This is a genomic window from Pseudomonas tensinigenes, from assembly GCF_014268445.2.
Taxonomy (GTDB): domain Bacteria; phylum Pseudomonadota; class Gammaproteobacteria; order Pseudomonadales; family Pseudomonadaceae; genus Aquipseudomonas; species Aquipseudomonas tensinigenes.
Genome location: NZ_CP077089.1, coordinates 647595 through 664457 on the forward strand (window position 1 = coordinate 647595; position 16863 = coordinate 664457).

The window sequence follows — 16863 nt, forward strand, 5'->3', positions numbered from 1 at the left end:
TATTACGGTTGAGGTTTTAGATGTCCCAGGCTGAAAAAATCGTTATCACCGGCGCCCCCCTGCGTTGGCAGGACGTGGTCGCCGTCGCCCGTCACGGCGCTCAACTCGAGCTGTCCAGCGACACCTGGGCGCGCATCGAAAACGCCCAAGGCATCGTCCAACGCATCGTCGCCAGCGGCGAGCGTGCCTACGGCGTCAACACCGGCCTGGGCGGTTTGTCCAACGTTTCCCTGAAAGACGAACAACTCAGCCAGCTCTCGCGCAACACCTTGCTCAGCCATGCCTGCGGCGTCGGTCCGGTACTCGCCGACGAGCAGACCCGCGCGATCATCTGCGCGGCGATCCACAATTACAGCCACGGCAAATCCGGCATCCACCGCCGGGTCGTCGAAGCGCTGCTGGCGCTGCTCAATCGCGGCATTACCCCGCAAGTGCCGTCGCAAGGTTCGGTGGGTTATCTGACCCACATGGCACACATCGGCATCGCGCTGCTCGGCGTCGGCAATGTCAGCTATCGCGGCCAGATCACTTCGGCGCAACAGGCGCTGGCCGAGGAAGGCCTGCAACCCGTGCAACTCGGCGCGAAGGACGGTTTGTGCCTGGTCAACGGCACGCCGTGCATGACCGGCCTCAGCTGTCTGGCGATTGCCGACTCAACGCGATTGGTGCAATGGGCCGACGTCATCGGTGCCATGAGTTTCGAAGCCCAGCGCGGCCAGATCGATGCGTTCGATGCCGAGATCATCGCGCTGAAACCGCACCCGGGCATGCAGCAGGTCGGCATCAATCTGCGCGCGTTGCTCGATGGCAGTGAAGTGATTGCGTCGAGCAAAGGCATTCGCACTCAGGATGCGCTGAGCATTCGTTCGATTCCGCAGGTGCATGGCGCCGCGCGCGATCAACTGGAGCATGCGATCAAACAGGTCGAGGCCGAGCTCAACGGCTGCACCGACAACCCACTGTTGCTCGGCACACCGGACAACTTCCGGGTGATGTCGCAAGCCAACCCGCACGGGCAGTCGGTGGCGATGGCGGCGGACCTGCTGGCGATTGCCATGGCCGAAATCGGCTCGATTGCCGAGCGTCGTCTTGATCGTCTGGTCAACCCGCACGTCAGCGGTCTGCCGGCGTTTCTGGTGGCCAATCCCGGGGTGAACTCGGGGATGATGATCGTGCAATACGTCGCCGCATCGCTGTGTGCGGAAAACCGCCAATTGGCGCAACCGGCGGTACTCGATAACTACATCACTTCGGGCCTGCAGGAAGATCACTTGAGCATGGGCACCAACGCCGCGCTCAAGCTGCATCGTGCGCTGGAAAACTGCACGCAGATTCTCGCCATCGAGTACCTGCTGGCAGCGCAGGCGTTTGAGTTCCTCAAGGAACAGCGCTTTGGCGTGGGCACCGATATCGCTTGGCGACTGCTGCGCGAAAAAGTCCCTGCCTACGATCAGGATCGTTGGCTGGCGCCGGACATCGCTGCCGCTGCGAGCGTGTTGAAGAACCCGAATCTGCCGCACAACGTTTTACCGAATTTGCACTGACCAATACCCACGCCAGCGTGCCAAGGCGCGACTCCCCAAAAGGCGAGACGCGACGGACAACGGACATCTCCGGAGCGTCTGGCGAGTTAATAACAAACTCTCAAAAGGAGCACAAAATGACTGCGCTGAACCTGATTCCCGGCCAACTGAGCCTGGCCCAACTGCGTGATGTCTACCAGAACCCGGTCAAGCTGAGCCTCGACAACAGCGCCTCGGCGCAGATCGAAGCCAGCGTTGCCTGCGTCGAGCAGATCCTCGCCGAGAATCGCACCGCTTACGGCATCAACACCGGTTTCGGCCTGCTGGCCTCGACGCGCATCGCCAGCGAAGACCTGGAAAACCTCCAGCGCTCGCTGGTGTTGTCCCACGCCGCCGGTGTCGGCCAGCCGATCAGCGATGAACTGGTGCGGCTGATCATGGTGCTCAAGGTCAACAGCCTCAGCCGTGGTTTCTCCGGTATTCGCCGCGTGGTGATCGATGCGCTGATCGCGCTGATCAATGCCGAGGTCTATCCGCATATTCCGCTGAAAGGTTCGGTGGGCGCTTCGGGCGATCTGGCACCGTTGGCGCACATGTCGCTGGTGCTGCTGGGTGAAGGCAAGGCGCGCTACAAGGGTGAGTGGATGGAAGCCACCGAAGCGCTGAAAGTGGCTGGCCTGACGCCGCTGACGCTGGCGGCGAAAGAAGGTCTGGCGCTGCTCAACGGTACTCAGGTTTCCACCGCGTTCGCCCTGCGTGGTCTGTTTGAAGGTGAAGACTTGTTTGCCGGTGCCTTGGCGTTGGGCGGTCTGACGGTTGAAGCGGTATTGGGCTCGCGTTCGCCGTTCGATGCACGCATTCACGCGGCTCGCGGCCAGAAAGGGCAGATCGACGCGGCTGCCGCTTACCGCGATCTGCTCGGTGAGCGCAGCGAAGTCTCTGACTCGCACCAGAACTGCGAGAAGGTTCAGGATCCGTATTCGCTGCGTTGCCAGCCGCAAGTCATGGGCGCTTGCCTGACGCAGTTTCGTCAGGCTGCTGAAGTGCTGGCGGTTGAAGCCAACGCCGTTTCCGACAACCCGTTGGTCTTCGCCGCTGAAGGTGACGTGATTTCCGGCGGTAACTTCCACGCCGAGCCGGTTGCCATGGCCGCCGACAACATGGCCCTGGCCATCGCCGAAATCGGCTCGCTGAGCGAGCGCCGCATCTCGCTGATGATGGACAAGCACATGTCGCAACTGCCGCCGTTCCTCGTTGCCAATGGTGGGGTGAACTCCGGGTTCATGATTGCTCAAGTGACGGCAGCGGCATTGGCCAGCGAGAACAAGGCGTTGTCGCATCCGCATTCGGTGGACAGCCTGCCAACTTCGGCCAACCAGGAAGACCACGTTTCCATGGCGCCTGCTGCGGGCAAGCGTCTGTGGGAAATGGCTGAAAACACCCGTGGGATTCTTGCGGTGGAATGGCTGGCGGCGGTGCAGGGGCTGGATCTGCGTAACGGTCTGAAGACCTCGGCGAAGCTGGAACAGGCGCGGGCGATTTTGCGTAAGGAAGTGCCGTTTTATGAGAAGGACCGGTTTTTTGCTCCGGACATCAATGCGGCGACTGAATTGCTGGCTTCGCGGTGTTTGACTGAGCTGGTTTCGGCGAAGCTTTTGCCTAGTTTGTAAGTGGACTGTCAGGGGGATTTTTGTTGTTCGAGACATCGATCCCCCTCACCCCAACCCTCTCCCCCAGGGGGGAGAGGGGGAAGGGAGCCAATCTTCATGATTTTCAGAACCTGAGTTCGGCACAGAAATTTCAGGTCGATGTACCTCGACAGAACAACCCGGTCAGTCCCCTCTCCCTCCGGGAGAGGGCTAGGGTGAGGGGCTTTTCAGGGCCGCCCACCAAACCAGCCCCAACGGAGGCCAACAGTGAAAACCCTCTGGCAACACTGCCACGTCGCAACCATGGCGCAGGGCGTCTACTCGATCATCGAAGATGCGGCCATCGTGACGTCCGGTGCGCTCATTGAGTGGATCGGCCCGCGCAATCAATTGCCGTCCGGCGAATACCCGGCGGTCAATGACTTGCAAGGCGCGTGGGTCACCCCCGGCCTGATCGACTGCCACACCCACACCGTGTTCGGCGGTAACCGCAGTGGCGAATTTGAAAAGCGACTGCAAGGCGTCAGTTACGCGGAAATCGCGGCGGCGGGCGGCGGCATCGCCAGCACCGTGCGTGCGACGCGCGAAGCGACTGAAGACGAACTGTTCGTCAGCGCCGCCAAACGTCTGAAAAGCCTGATGCGCGACGGCGTGACCACGGTCGAGATGAAATCCGGCTACGGCCTCGATCTGGTCAACGAACGCAAAATCCTTCGCGTCATCCGTCGCCTGGAAAAAGAGCTGCCGATCAGCGTGCGCAGCACTTGTCTGGCTGCCCACGCGTTGCCACCTGAATACAAAGACCGCGCCGACGATTACATCGATCTGATCTGCACTCAGATGCTGCCAGCGTTGGCCGCCGAAGGTCTGGTCGATGCCGTGGATGCTTTCTGCGAATACCTGGCGTTCTCCCCTGAGCAGGTCGAGCGCGTATTTATTGCCGCACAAAAACTCGGTCTGCCAGTGAAACTGCACGCCGAACAACTGTCGTCGCTGCACGGCTCCAGTCTTGCCGCGCGTTACAAGGCGATGTCCGCCGATCACCTGGAGTTCATGGACGAAGCCGACGCCATCGCCATGGCAGCATCCGACACCGTCGCCGTGCTGCTGCCGGGCGCGTTCTATTTCCTGCGTGAAACCCAGTTGCCGCCGATGGACGCCCTGCGCAAACACAAAGTGAAAATCGCCATTGCCAGTGACCTCAACCCCGGCACCTCGCCAGCGCTGTCATTGCGGCTGATGCTGAACATGGCCTGCACCTGTTTCCGCATGACCCCGGAAGAAGCCCTGGCCGGCGCCACCATCCACGCCGCGCAGGCGTTGGGCATGGCCGACACCCACGGTTCGCTGGAAGTCGGCAAGGTCGCGGATTTCGTTGCCTGGCACATCGATCGTCCGGCGGATCTGGCCTATTGGCTCGGCGGTGATCTGGACAAACGCGTCGTGCGCCACGGCGTCGAATCAAGTCTGTAGGAGAGCGGTTGTGGATAAGGTTCTGAACTTCAAACAAGGTCGCGTGCCGCTGCTGATCAGCATGCCGCATGCCGGTGTGCGGTTGACGCCTGCGGTCGAGGCAGGGTTGATCCCCGATGCGAAAAGCCTGCCGGATACCGACTGGCATATTCCGCAGCTGTATGACTTCGCCGAGGAATTGGGCGCGAGCACTCTGGCTGCCGAGTACTCGCGGTTCGTCATCGACTTGAACCGTCCGTCCGACGACAAACCGTTGTACGCCGGTGCCACCACCGGGTTGTACCCGGCAACGCTGTTCGATGGCATTCCGTTGTTCCGCGAAGGCCACGAGCCGTCGAAACAAGAGCGCGCGACTTATCTGGAGCAGATCTGGACGCCGTACCACCGCACGCTGCAAGAAGAGCTGGCACGACTGAAAGCCGAGTTCGGTTACGCGCTGCTGTTCGATGCGCACTCGATCCGTTCGATCATCCCGCATCTGTTCGACGGCAAACTGCCGGACTTCAATCTCGGCACCTTCAACGGCGCCAGTTGTGATCCGCAACTGGCCAGCCAGCTGGAAGCGATCTGCGCGCGCCACGACGATTACAGCCACGTGCTCAACGGCCGTTTCAAGGGTGGCCACATCACCCGCCAATACGGCAACCCGGCCGAGAACATCCACGCGGTGCAACTGGAGTTGTGCCAGAGCACCTACATGGAAGAGTTCGAACCGTTCCGCTACCGCGCGGATCTGGCCGAACCGACGCGGGTGGTGCTCAAGGAATTGCTGCAGGGCTATCTGGCCTGGGCAAAGTCTCACTACACCGCATAACCCCCTTGTGGGAGCGAGCCTGCTCGCGAAGGCGTCCGTTCAGCCAACATCTACGTTGAATGACACGCCGCTTTCGCGAGCAGGCTCGCTCCCACAGGAGTGTGTACAGCCTGCGAAGTTTATGGCTGACAAACGGTGACTGCGCTGGAGCATGCTCATTGACGTAAATCGGGTTTATGATGCCCAACGGCAGAATAATAGAAGTCCCCCCAGGGATGACCTCGACCCCTTACGGAGCGCGCAATGCAGACTTTGTTTCCGCAGATCAAACCTCACGCCCGGCACGATCTGGCTGTCGATGACACCCATACGCTGTACGTCGACGAAAGCGGTTCACCGGAGGGTTTGCCGGTTGTGTTCATCCACGGCGGCCCCGGCGCCGGTTGCGACGCGCAGAGCCGTCGCTATTTCGATCCGAACCTGTATCGCATTGTCACCTTCGATCAGCGCGGCTGCGGGCGCTCCACGCCGCATGCCAGCCTCGAGAACAACACTACCTGGGATCTGGTCGCCGACCTTGAGCGCATCCGCAAACATTTGGGCATCGACAAATGGGTGCTGTTCGGCGGTTCGTGGGGTTCGACCTTGGCGCTGGCTTATGCGCAAACCCACCCTGAGCGCGTTCACGGTCTGATCCTGCGCGGGATCTTTCTCTGCCGTCCGCAGGAAATCGAGTGGTTCTATCAGGCGGGTGCCAGCCGTCTGTTCCCCGATTACTGGCAGGATTACATCGCACCGATCCCACTGGACGAGCGCGACGACCTGCTCAGCGCTTTCCACAAACGCCTGACCGGCAACGACCAGATCGCCCAGATGCACGCGGCCAAAGCCTGGTCGACCTGGGAAGGGCGCACCGCGACCCTGCGGCCGAACCCGCTGGTGGTCGATCGCTTCTCCGAGCCGCAGCGTGCACTGTCGATCGCGCGGATCGAATGCCACTACTTCACCAACAACGCCTTCCTGGAGCCGAACCAGTTGATTCGCGACATGGGCAAGATCGCCCATTTGCCCGGCGTAATCATTCACGGTCGCTACGACGTGATCTGCCCGCTCGACAATGCCTGGGAGTTGCATCAAGCGTGGCCGAACAGCGAACTGCAGGTGATCCGTGATGCCGGCCACGCGGCCTCTGAACCGGGCATCACCGATGCACTGGTGCGTGCGGCGGGCAACATGGCGCGGCGCCTGCTCGACCTGCCGCCCGAAGAAGCATGAAAGGGCTTTTACAGCGCGTAAGCGCAGCAAGAGTCGAAGTCTCGGGTGAGGTGGTTGGCGCTGTTGATCATGGATTGTTGGTGCTGGTAGCGGTGGAACCCGACGACACGCGTGCCAGCGCCGACAAACTTCTGCATAAGCTGCTTAACTATCGGGTATTCAGTGATGCGGAGGGCAAGATGAACTTGTCCCTCGCCGATGTCGGTGGCGGGTTGCTGCTGGTCTCGCAGTTCACCCTCGCGGCCGACACCAAAAGCGGGTTGCGCCCGAGCTTTTCGACGGCCGCGCCTCCAGCCTTGGGCGAGGAATTGTTCGACTATCTATTGAGCAGTGCGAAACAGGTGCATGGCACTGTGGCATCAGGTAGATTCGGCGCCGATATGCAGGTGCATTTGGTCAACGATGGCCCGGTTACCTTTTTGTTACAGACCTGAATGCGCTTGAAACACCTTTTTGGGAAATTTCGACTGTTTTTAGGGTGTTTTCGCGATAAATACTTTGTTACCCCTGATGCGTTGTCATGCGGGCTACTAGATAATCGCGCGCACTGGGATCAGCGTTCGCTGATCCATTTTCACTTAGGTAGAGACTTGTCCGGATCCGATTGGGGAATCATTTTGCCCCAGCGGAGTCGGAACAATGCTCGCCAACCTGGCATATAGATAGCTGGCCGTTGGTTTTTTGATCTGTTTTCGGCGAGGGTTGCTCGTGATTGTTAGTCCCTGTAATGCAGCAAAATTGTCTGCCAAACGCGTGCGAAGTGCTCTGGTAGCGGGCTCGGCGCTCCTGTGCCTGCTCAGCGCCGGCCAGCTTTGGGCGTTCAATCTTGACGATGTATCGGCGAAAGCTAAAGAACTGGCCGGGCAGAAGTTCGAAGCCCCGCGCAGCAATCTGCCGAACGAGTTCCGCGACATGAAGTTCGCGGACTATCAGAAAATCCGCTTCCTCACCGAAAAGGCTGAGTGGGCTGATCAGAAGACCCCGTTCAAACTTTCCTTCTATCACCAGGGTATGCACTTCGATACGCCGGTGAAAATCAACGAAATCACCGCGAACACCGTCGAAGAGATCAAATACGATCCGACACGCTTCGATTTCGGCGACCTGAAATTCGATCCGAAAGCCACCGAACAACTGGGCTACGCCGGTTTCCGTGTGCTGTACCCGATCAACAAGGCCGACAAGCAAGACGAAATCATGACCATGCTCGGCGCGAGTTACTTCCGCGTTGTCGGCAAGGGCCACACCTACGGCCTCTCGGCGCGTGGTCTGGCGATTGATACCGCGCTGCCGTCGGGCGAAGAATTCCCGCGTTTCCGCGAGTTCTGGATTCAACAGCCGAAGCCGGGCGACAAGCACCTGGTGATCTTCGCTCTGCTCGATTCGCCGCGTGCTACTGGTGCCTACCGTCTGATCCTGCGTCCGGGCAGCGACACCATTGTCGACGTCAAAGCGCAGATGTTCCTGCGTGACAAGGTCGGCAAACTGGGCATCGCACCGCTGACCAGCATGTTCCTGTTCGGCGCCAACCAGCCGTCGAAAGTCCTCAACTACCGTCGTGAACTGCACGACTCCAGCGGTCTGTCGATCCATGCCGGTAACGGTGAGTGGATCTGGCGCCCGTTGAACAACCCGAAACACCTGGCCGTGAGCAACTTCAGCATCGAGAACCCGCGTGGTTTCGGTTTGCTGCAACGTGGCCGCGACTTCAGCCACTACGAAGACCTCGACGATCGCTACGACAAGCGCCCAAGCGCTTGGATCGAGCCGAAGGGTGAGTGGGGCAAAGGCACCGTTGATCTGGTAGAAATTCCGACCGCCGACGAAACCAACGACAACATCGTTGCGTTCTGGAGCCCGGAAAAAATGCCGGAGCCGGGTCAGCCGCTGGACTTCGCTTACCGCATGCACTGGACCATGGACGAAGCGGCGATTCATGCGCCGGACAGCGCTTGGGTTTCGCAGACTCTGCGTTCGACCGGTGACGTCAAGCAATCGAACCTGATCCGTCAGCCGGATGGCAGCGTTGCTTATCTGGTCGACTTCGAAGGTCCATCGCTGGCCGCCCTGGCACCGGATGCCGACGTGCGCAGTCAGGTCAGTGTCGGCGACAACGCCGAACTGGTTGAGAACAGCGTGCGCTACAACCCGGAAACCAAGGGCTGGCGCTTGACCCTGCGGATGAAAATCAAGGACGCGAGCAAGTCGACCGAGATGCGTGCCGCCCTGGTGCAGCCAATCGTCACGGCTGATCTGGCCAAGTCTTCGGTACCGGCGTCCAACTCGTCCGTTGCCAAGGCCGACAAGGTTGCCGCCAAGCAACAAGAGAAAATCGACAAGGAAGCCAAAGCCGCCGAGGCCAAACAGGCCGACGCCAAGCCAGCTGCAGATGCCAAGGACAAGGCCAACAAAGACGCCAAGCAGCCAGTTGCTGCGGACGCGGCCCCAGCCACACCGGAATCGGCACCGACTGAAGAAGTCCTGACCGAGACCTGGAGCTATCAGTTGCCTGCCGATGAGTAACTCTCAAGTACAGCCAGAGACTCTGTCCGAGTATCTGGCGCATCTGCCGATGACCGACGAGCAGCGCGCGGAACTCGCGGGCTGCCAGTCGTTCAGCGAGCTGCATGAACGCCTGTCGTCTTCAACGTTCGACGCTCCTGCCGAGGCCGCCCAGGCTTCGGTGGGCAAGCGCCTGACCCTGAGCACCGCCGAAGAGCTGGAAGACGCGGAGATGCTGGTGCTCGACGCCAGCGGTCGCGTCAGCATGAAGGCAACGCCGCCGATCCGTCGGACCAAGGTCGTGCCGGAGCCGTGGCGCACCAATATTCTGGTGCGTGGCTGGCGCCGTATGACCGGCCGCACCAACCCGCCACAACCGCCGAAAGACGAAAACGTCCTGCCGGCCGCGCGCTGGCGCACCGTCGGTTCGATCCGTCGCTACATTCTGTTGCTGCTGATGCTTGGCCAGACCATCGTTGCCGGCTGGTACATGAAAGGCATCATGCCGTACCAGGGCTGGTCGTTCGTTGATCTCGAAGAAGTTCTGCATCAACCGCTGCTGCAAACCGCCACGCAAGTGCTGCCGTATGCGCTGCAAACCAGCATCCTGATTCTGTTCGGGATTCTGTTCTGCTGGGTGTCGGCCGGTTTCTGGACGGCGTTGATGGGCTTCCTCGAGTTGCTCACCGGTCACGATAAATACCGTATCTCCGGCAAAAGCGCCGGCAACGAGCCGATTGCCAAAGACGCGCGTACCGCGTTGGTCATGCCGATCTGCAACGAAGACGTACCGCGCGTGTTCGCCGGTCTGCGCGCGACGTTCGAATCGGTGGCTGCCACCGGTGATCTGGACCGTTTCGACTTCTTCGTCCTCAGTGACAGTAACGACACCGACATCTGCGTGGCCGAGCAACAGGCCTGGCTGGATGTCTGCCGCGAAGCCAAAGGCTTCGGCAAGATCTTCTATCGCCGCCGCCGCCGTCGCGTGAAGCGCAAGAGCGGCAACCTCGACGACTTCTGCCGTCGCTGGGGCGGTGACTATAAATACATGGTCGTTCTCGACGCCGACTCGGTGATGAGCGGCGAGTGCCTGACCAGTCTGGTGCGCTTGATGGAAGCCACGCCGGACGCCGGGATCATCCAGACCGCGCCGCGTGCGTCGGGCATGGACACCCTGTATGCACGCATGCAGCAGTTTGCGACCCGTGTTTACGGCCCGCTGTTTACCGCCGGTCTGCACTTCTGGCAGTTGGGTGAATCCCACTACTGGGGTCACAACGCGATCATCCGCATGAAGCCGTTTATCGACCACTGCGCCTTGGCGCCGTTGCCGGGTAAAGGCGCGTTCTCGGGTGCGATTCTGTCCCACGACTTCGTTGAAGCGGCGTTGATGCGCCGTGCCGGTTGGGGCGTGTGGATTGCCTACGACTTGCCGGGCAGCTACGAAGAACTGCCGCCGAACCTGCTCGACGAACTCAAGCGTGACCGTCGCTGGTGCCACGGCAACCTGATGAACTTCCGTCTGTTCCTGGTCAAAGGCATGCACCCGGTGCACCGCGCGGTGTTCCTCACCGGCGTGATGTCGTACCTGTCGGCGCCGTTGTGGTTCTTCTTCCTGGTGTTGTCGACCGCGCTGCTGGCGGTTAACACGCTCATGGAGCCGCAGTACTTCCTTGAACCGCGCCAGCTCTATCCGCTGTGGCCACAATGGCACCCGGACAAGGCGATCGCGCTGTTCTCGACGACCATCGTGCTGCTGTTCCTGCCGAAACTGTTGAGCATCATCCTGATCTGGGCCAAGGGCGCGAAAGAGTTCGGCGGCAAGTTCAAGGTGACCCTGTCGATGTTGCTGGAGATGCTGTTCTCCATGCTGCTGGCGCCGGTGCGGATGATTTTCCACACGCGTTTCGTCCTCGCCGCGTTCCTCGGCTGGGCGGCGACCTGGAATTCCCCGCAGCGTGACGACGACTCGACGCCATGGAGCGAAGCGGTCAAACGCCACGGTCCGCAGACCCTGCTGGGTTTCTGCTGGGCGCTGCTGGTGATCTGGCTGAACCCGAGCTTCCTCTGGTGGCTGGTGCCGATCGTCGGTTCGCTGATGCTGTCGATCCCGGTGTCGGTGATTTCCAGCCGTGTCGGTCTGGGCCTGAAGTCCCGTGACGAGAGCCTGTTCCTCATTCCTGAGGAATACAATCCGCCACAGGCGCTGCTGGCGACCGATCAGTACACCCACGAAAACCGTTACCACGCCCTCAACGACGGCTTCGTCCGCGCGGTGGTCGATCCTCAGCAGAACGCTCTGGCGTGCTCGCTGGCGACCTCGCGTCACGGTCAGGCCGAGCCGATCGAGTGGCTGCGTCAGGAACGAGTGCGTCACGCGATCAAGGTTGGCCCGGCCGGGCTGAACAACCATGATCGTCTGCAACTGCTGAGCGACCCTGTGGCGCTGGCGCGTCTGCATGAGCAGGTTTGGGCTGAAGGTCTCGCTGAGTGGCTGGATGCCTGGCGGGCTTCGGTGAAAGCCGATCCGCATGCGCCGTTGCTGCCGTTGCGACCGGTGAGCTTGCAGGCGCAACCGGCCTGATCAGAAAACCCCGCTGATTCAGCGGGGTTTTTTTATGGCGCCGAAAAGCCCCTCACCCTAGCCCTCTCCCAGAGGGAGAGGGGACTGACCGAGGTGTCTGGCGCTATCCGTCGACCTGAAGCATCGAGTCGATTATGGATTCGGCAAATCCGCTTCAGGTCGGCGTACCCCTGAAGCATCCCCCGATCGGCCCCCTCTCCCTCCGGGAGAGGGCTGGGGTGAGGGTCAGCTCTTGATTGTTAAACAAATCGTCCATTAAACCTTGTGCAAAAAAACGAGTGCGTTAGCATCCGTCCCCGAATTGGCGCACCCGGGCTTTTTTGCCCGTCACTGTTGGTTTTCGCGCCGCAAACGCAATGGTTTTGGGGACTTGAAGATGAAGAAGTATCTGTCGATGCTGCTGGTCGGTGTCACGGCACTGGTTGCAGTCAATGCGGCGCAGGCCGGCGCAATCGATGACGCGGTCAAGCGCGGCACGCTGAAAGTCGGTATGGATCCGACCTACATGCCGTTCGAAATGACCAACAAACGCGGCGAAATCATCGGCTTTGAAGTCGACATCCTCAAGGCCATGTCCAAGGCCATGGGCGTCAAGCTGGAGCTGGTTTCCACCGGTTACGACGGCATCATCCCGGCGCTGATGACCGACAAGTTCGACATGATCGGCAGCGGCATGACCCTGACTCAGGAACGCAACCTGCGCCTGAACTTCAGCGAACCGTTCATCGTGGTCGGCCAGACCCTGCTGATCCGCAAGGAACTGGAAGGCACCATCAAGTCCTACAAAGACCTGAACACAGCCGACTACCGCATCACCTCCAAGCTCGGCACCACCGGCGAAATGGTCGCCAAGAAGCTGATCTCCAAAGCCAAGTACCACGGCTACGACAACGAGCAGGAAGCCGTGCTTGACGTGGTCAACGGCAAGGCTGACGCCTTTATCTATGACGCCCCGTACAACGTCGTTGCGGTGACCAAGGTCGGCGCCGGCAAACTGGTGTTCCTCGACAAACCGTTCACCTACGAGCCTTTGGCGTTTGGTCTGAAGAAGGGTGACTACGACAGCCTCAACTTCATCAACAACTTCCTGCACCAGATCCACGAAGACGGCACCTACGATCGCATCCATGACAAGTGGTTCAAGAGCACCGAGTGGCTCAAGGACATGGAATAACGCTGGTCTGCCAGACCGCGTCGCCCCTTTCGCGAGCAGGCTCGCTCCCACATTGGAATGCATTTCAAATGTGGGAGCGAGCCTGCTCGCGAAGAGGGCCTTGAAAGCAACACCAATTCCGGAACCTGCAATGAAACAGAAAAAAGCCCAATGGCCCTGGCACGTCCTCACCGTGCTGGTGCTGGTCGGCCTGGCCGGTGCGTTGTATTACGCCACGTCGCTGATGTCCTACGAATGGCGCTGGAACCGCGTGCCGCAGTACTTCGCCTATCAGGCCGAAGAAACCCAGCGTGCCACCGACATCTCCACTGTCACCGAACTTGTGCGCAAGGGCAGCAGCGCGCAAGTCACCCTGCGTAATGACACCGGTGACGAGCAGCACCTGACCGTCGACGAGAACAGCCTGCAATTCGCTCAGGGCGACGATGTGGCCGAAGGCGACGTCGTGGGCGTCACTCGCCATTGGGCGGCAGGACCGCTGTTGTGGGGCCTTTGGACAACGCTTTGGCTGTCAGTTGTCTCTGGTGTACTCGGTTTGCTGATCGGTCTGGTCACTGGCCTGTGCCGGCTGTCGAACAACCCGACCCTGCGCGACCTGTCGACAATCTATGTCGAACTGGTGCGCGGCACGCCGCTGCTGGTGCAGATCTTCATTTTCTACTTCTTCATCGGCACGGTGATGAACCTGTCCCGCGAATTCGCCGGGATCGCCGCGCTGTCGCTGTTCACTGGCGCCTACGTGGCCGAGATCATCCGTTCCGGCGTGCAATCGATTGCCCGTGGCCAGAACGAAGCGGCGCGTTCGCTCGGTCTGAGTGCCGGTCAATCGATGCGTCACGTGGTGCTGCCGCAAGCGTTCAAACGCGTGCTGCCGCCGCTGGCCGGGCAGTTCATCAGTCTGGTCAAGGACACCTCGCTGGTGTCGGTGATCGCCATCACCGAGCTGCTGAAAAGCGGCCGTGAAGTCATCACCACCTCGTTCTCGCCGTTCGAGATTCTGTTCTGCGTTGCCGGCCTGTACCTGTTGATCAACCTGCCGCTGTCGAAAATCGCCAGCCGGCTTGAGCGGAGGCTCGCGCAAAGTGATTGAAGTCCGCGATCTGGTAAAAGTCTTCGACACCCGTGGGCAAGTGGTGCGCGCGGTGGATAACGTCAGCACCACGGTGGCCAAGGGCGAAGTGCTGGTGGTGATCGGCCCGTCGGGTTCCGGCAAGTCGACCTTCCTGCGCTGCCTCAATGGCCTGGAAGAATTCGATTCCGGCTCGGTGAGCATTGACGGCCTGCAACTGGCCGACCCGAAAACCGACGTCAACGCCTACCGCCGCGAAGTCGGCATGGTGTTCCAGCATTTCAACCTGTTCCCGCACATGACCGTGCTGGAAAACCTCTGTCTGGCGCAGAAAGTCGTGCGCAAGCGCGGCAAGCAAGAGCGCGAAGCCAAGGCGATGGAGTTGCTGAAAAAGGTCGGGATTGCGCAGAAGGCCAACGAGTTTCCATCGCGCCTTTCCGGCGGACAACAGCAACGGGTGGCGATTGCCCGGGCGCTGGCGATGGAGCCGAAGGTCATGCTGTTCGATGAACCGACCTCGGCGCTCGACCCGGAAATGGTCGGTGAGGTGCTGGACGTGATGAAGAACCTGGCCGTGGAAGGCATGACCATGGTCTGCGTGACCCACGAGATGGGCTTTGCCCGGGAAGTGGCGGATCGGGTGTTGTTTTTCGATCACGGCAAGTTGCTGGAAGATGCCGCACCGGCGGAGTTCTTCGATGCGCCGAAGGATCCGCGCGCGCAGGCCTTCTTGCGTCAGGTCCTGTAATTTCAGCATCTCTCAGGACGCCTTCGCGAGCAGGCTCGCTCCCACAGTTGATCGAGTTGTCCAATGTGGGAGCGAGCCTGCTCGCGAATGGCATCACCTCGGTCCAGAGCGAACCGAGGCCGATGAATCACTTCAAACCTTGAATCGGCCCACCAGCATCTGCAGGTGGTTGCCAAGGCGCGCCAGCTCAACGCTGGAAGCCGCGGTCTCTTCACTCGCCGCCGAGGTCTGATCCGACACATCCCGCACATTCAGCACGCTACGGTTGATCTCTTCCGCCACCGCGCTCTGCTGCTCGGCCGCCGCCGCAATCTGCTGGTTCATCGCCTGAATCGCCGACACGGTACGAGTGATGCTTTCCAGCGAACCGCCCGCGCGGCGGGTCAGCTCAACGCTGCTGTCGGTGAGGGTGCGGCTGTTGTCCATGATCGTTGCCACTTGCTGAGTGCCGTTTTGCAGCCCGACGATCAGCTCTTCGATCTCTTCGGTGGACTTCTGCGTGCGCTGGGCGAGGCTGCGCACTTCATCGGCAACCACGGCAAACCCACGCCCGGCTTCACCGGCACGCGCCGCTTCGATGGCCGCGTTTAGGGCCAGCAGATTGGTTTGCTGGGCCACGGATTTGATCACGTCGAGGACGCTGCCGATCTTGTCGCTTTCGCGCTTCAATTCGCCCATGGCTTCAGTGGAATGACCAACCTCAACCGCCAGACGCTCGATCTGCGCAATCGCTTCGCCGACGACTTTGTCGCCTTCGCGGGCCTGTTGGTCAGCAGCGACGGCGGCTTCGGAAGCCTCTTCGGCGTTACGCGCGACTTCCTGCACGGTGGCGGCCATTTCGTTCATGGCCGTGGCGACCTGATCGGTCTCGATTTTCTGATTGTTGACCCCGGCGCTGGTCTGCTCGGTCACGGCCGACAGTTCTTCAGCGGCGCTGGCGATCTGGGTGACGCCATCGCTGATCCCGCCCACCAGTTCACGCAGGCCTTGGGTCATGCTCTGCATCGAGCGTTGCAGTTGGCCCAATTCGTCACGACGCAGGGAAACCAGGTTGTGGGTCAGGTCGCCGGCGGCTACGCGCTCGGCCACTTTCAAGGTCTGGTTCAGCGGGATGATGATCTGGCGAGTGATCGCCCAAGCGGCCAGCAGGCCGAAGGCTACGGCCAGTGCGGTGGCGATCAGCAACAGGTTTTTGGCGCGTGCGGCGTCAGTGTCGCGAACCACAGTCTGCGATTCAGTCAGTTTCTTGCTGACGGCGATCAAAATGTCGCCCTGAGCAGACATGTTGGCCAGTGCTGCAGCGTTTTTTACTTGAGAATCACGGAATTGAGCCACGGCTGCACGGTAAGCCTTAAGCGAGTCGGTGGCTTGCTGCAGGTTGGCGATATGCTGATCTGGGACGCGGGACGGCAGGCTTTCGAGGTTTTTCAGGGCATTGTCGATGGCGGTCAGGGCTGGTTGCTCGGCATCGGCCTTGCCGCTGTAGGTGTAACCGCGCACCTGATAGCGCGCTTGCTGCAGCAGTTTGCTCAGTTCGATCACCGCGTTGTATTGCGCGACGCTGTCGCCTTGTAGCAGTGCGCTCTCGACCTCGCCGACCTTGGACACGGCATTGTCGGCATTGGCGCCTAGTTTGCTGCGTGCGTCTTCACGCTGCACGGTGGCCTGTGTCATTTCACCGAAGGCACGCTTGTATTCGGCCACGGCAGCCAATTGTTGATCGACCATCGCCACATCGGACGGCTGCTCGATCATGCCGCGTGCCGATTGCAGACCGCTTTCGAGTTTGCTCAGGAATTCGTTGGCCGTGCCCGGCCCCTGCTCGCCGCGACGCATGTCGTAGTCCATGCGCGCGAGGCGCAGGTCCTTGGTCAGCTCGTTAAGGCTGGAGATAAACCCGAGTTTGTCACCGCGGCTGATGATGCCGCTCATGCCGGTCCAGCCGGTGAAGGTGATCAACAGTGTCAGCAACAGCACCAGGCCGAAACCGATTCCCAGCTTGCGTTTGACGCTGACGTTTCCAAGACTCTCGGCTAACCAACGGTACATGCGACCACTCCCTTCGGACCACTAATTGGACTTATGGAGAAGGTATCGGCCGAATGATGGCAA

General features: G+C 60.6%; 12 protein-coding genes and 1 pseudogene. 11 read left to right on the forward strand and 2 right to left on the reverse strand.

Going from position 1 to position 16863, the window contains the following annotated elements:
- The first annotated feature begins 20 nt into the window (after nt 1–20).
- The 11 genes from HU718_RS02860 (at nt 21) to HU718_RS02910 (ending at nt 14751) form a co-directional block, all read left to right on the forward strand.
- Nucleotides 21–1544, forward strand: coding sequence for an HAL/PAL/TAL family ammonia-lyase (locus HU718_RS02860; protein ID WP_186613024.1), 1524 nt, complete (start codon nt 21–23; stop codon nt 1542–1544).
- A 116-nt stretch (nt 1545–1660) separates the two neighbouring features.
- Entirely contained in the window at nt 1661–3193 is a 1533-nt protein-coding gene (gene hutH / locus HU718_RS02865; protein ID WP_095047186.1) for a histidine ammonia-lyase, read from the forward strand.
- Nucleotides 3194–3439: 246 nt separating this feature from the next.
- Complete coding sequence (gene hutI / locus HU718_RS02870) at nt 3440–4645, forward strand: imidazolonepropionase (protein ID WP_186613022.1); 1206 nt, start codon at nt 3440–3442, stop codon at nt 4643–4645.
- Between the two features lie 10 nt (nt 4646–4655).
- Nucleotides 4656–5459: an N-formylglutamate deformylase gene (hutG, locus tag HU718_RS02875; RefSeq protein WP_186613020.1), complete on the forward strand. Its 804-nt coding sequence runs from the start codon at nt 4656–4658 to the stop codon at nt 5457–5459.
- A gap of 243 nt (nt 5460–5702) precedes the next feature.
- Nucleotides 5703–6674: a prolyl aminopeptidase gene (pip, locus tag HU718_RS02880; RefSeq protein WP_008080611.1), complete on the forward strand. Its 972-nt coding sequence runs from the start codon at nt 5703–5705 to the stop codon at nt 6672–6674.
- Nucleotides 6671–7108 carry a D-aminoacyl-tRNA deacylase gene (dtd, locus tag HU718_RS02885; RefSeq protein WP_095120743.1) on the forward strand — a complete coding sequence of 146 codons (438 nt, stop codon included), beginning with the start codon at nt 6671–6673 and terminating at the stop codon, nt 7106–7108. Before pip ends, dtd begins: the two co-directional genes overlap by 4 nt.
- 274 nt (nt 7109–7382) lie before the next feature.
- Nucleotides 7383–9197 (forward strand): glucan biosynthesis protein G, encoded by a 1815-nt coding sequence (locus tag HU718_RS02890; protein WP_186613018.1) that lies wholly within the window; start codon nt 7383–7385, stop codon nt 9195–9197.
- Entirely contained in the window at nt 9190–11760 is a 2571-nt protein-coding gene (gene mdoH, locus HU718_RS02895; RefSeq protein WP_102899536.1) for a glucans biosynthesis glucosyltransferase MdoH, read from the forward strand. The genes HU718_RS02890 and mdoH overlap by 8 nt, the downstream gene beginning before the upstream one ends.
- A 376-nt stretch (nt 11761–12136) precedes the next feature.
- Nucleotides 12137–12934, forward strand: coding sequence for a transporter substrate-binding domain-containing protein (locus HU718_RS02900; protein WP_034152980.1), 798 nt, complete (start codon nt 12137–12139; stop codon nt 12932–12934).
- Nucleotides 12935–13064: 130 nt separating this feature from the next.
- Nucleotides 13065–14024, forward strand: coding sequence for an amino acid ABC transporter permease (locus HU718_RS02905; protein WP_186613016.1), 960 nt, complete (start codon nt 13065–13067; stop codon nt 14022–14024).
- On the forward strand, nt 14017–14751 hold the full coding sequence (locus tag HU718_RS02910; RefSeq protein WP_110719494.1) for an amino acid ABC transporter ATP-binding protein: 735 nt from the start codon (nt 14017–14019) through the stop codon (nt 14749–14751). The genes HU718_RS02905 and HU718_RS02910 overlap by 8 nt, the downstream gene beginning before the upstream one ends.
- Before the next feature lie 132 nt (nt 14752–14883).
- Here HU718_RS02910 and HU718_RS29950 read toward each other — a convergent pair whose 3' ends face one another.
- Together HU718_RS29950 and HU718_RS29955 are read right to left on the reverse strand one after the other, a co-directional pair.
- The gene (locus HU718_RS29950) at nt 14884–15756 is read right to left on the reverse strand and encodes a methyl-accepting chemotaxis protein (RefSeq protein WP_435038515.1); all 873 of its coding nucleotides are present in this window, start codon (nt 15754–15756) and stop codon (nt 14884–14886) included.
- Nucleotides 15739–16800 (reverse strand): annotated as a pseudogene (locus tag HU718_RS29955) (methyl-accepting chemotaxis protein); the annotation flags it as partial. The pseudogene HU718_RS29955 and the gene HU718_RS29950, both read right to left, overlap by 18 nt.
- Nucleotides 16801–16863: the final 63 nt, after the last annotated feature.

Excerpts from the sequence above, each read along its gene's own strand:
- HU718_RS02860 (WP_186613024.1), top strand. The coding sequence starts at position 21 with ATGTCCCAGGCTGAAAAAATCGTTATCACCGGCGCCCCCCTGCGTTGG.
- hutH (WP_095047186.1), top strand. The coding sequence starts at position 1,661 with ATGACTGCGCTGAACCTGATTCCCGGCCAACTGAGCCTGGCCCAACTG.
- pip (WP_008080611.1), top strand. The coding sequence starts at position 5,703 with ATGCAGACTTTGTTTCCGCAGATCAAACCTCACGCCCGGCACGATCTG.
- dtd (WP_095120743.1), top strand. The coding sequence starts at position 6,671 with ATGAAAGGGCTTTTACAGCGCGTAAGCGCAGCAAGAGTCGAAGTCTCG.
- mdoH (WP_102899536.1), top strand. The coding sequence starts at position 9,190 with ATGAGTAACTCTCAAGTACAGCCAGAGACTCTGTCCGAGTATCTGGCG.
- HU718_RS02900 (WP_034152980.1), top strand. The coding sequence starts at position 12,137 with ATGAAGAAGTATCTGTCGATGCTGCTGGTCGGTGTCACGGCACTGGTT.
- HU718_RS02905 (WP_186613016.1), top strand. The coding sequence starts at position 13,065 with ATGAAACAGAAAAAAGCCCAATGGCCCTGGCACGTCCTCACCGTGCTG.
- HU718_RS29950 (WP_435038515.1), bottom strand. The coding sequence starts at position 15,756 with ATGCAGAGCATGACCCAAGGCCTGCGTGAACTGGTGGGCGGGATCAGC.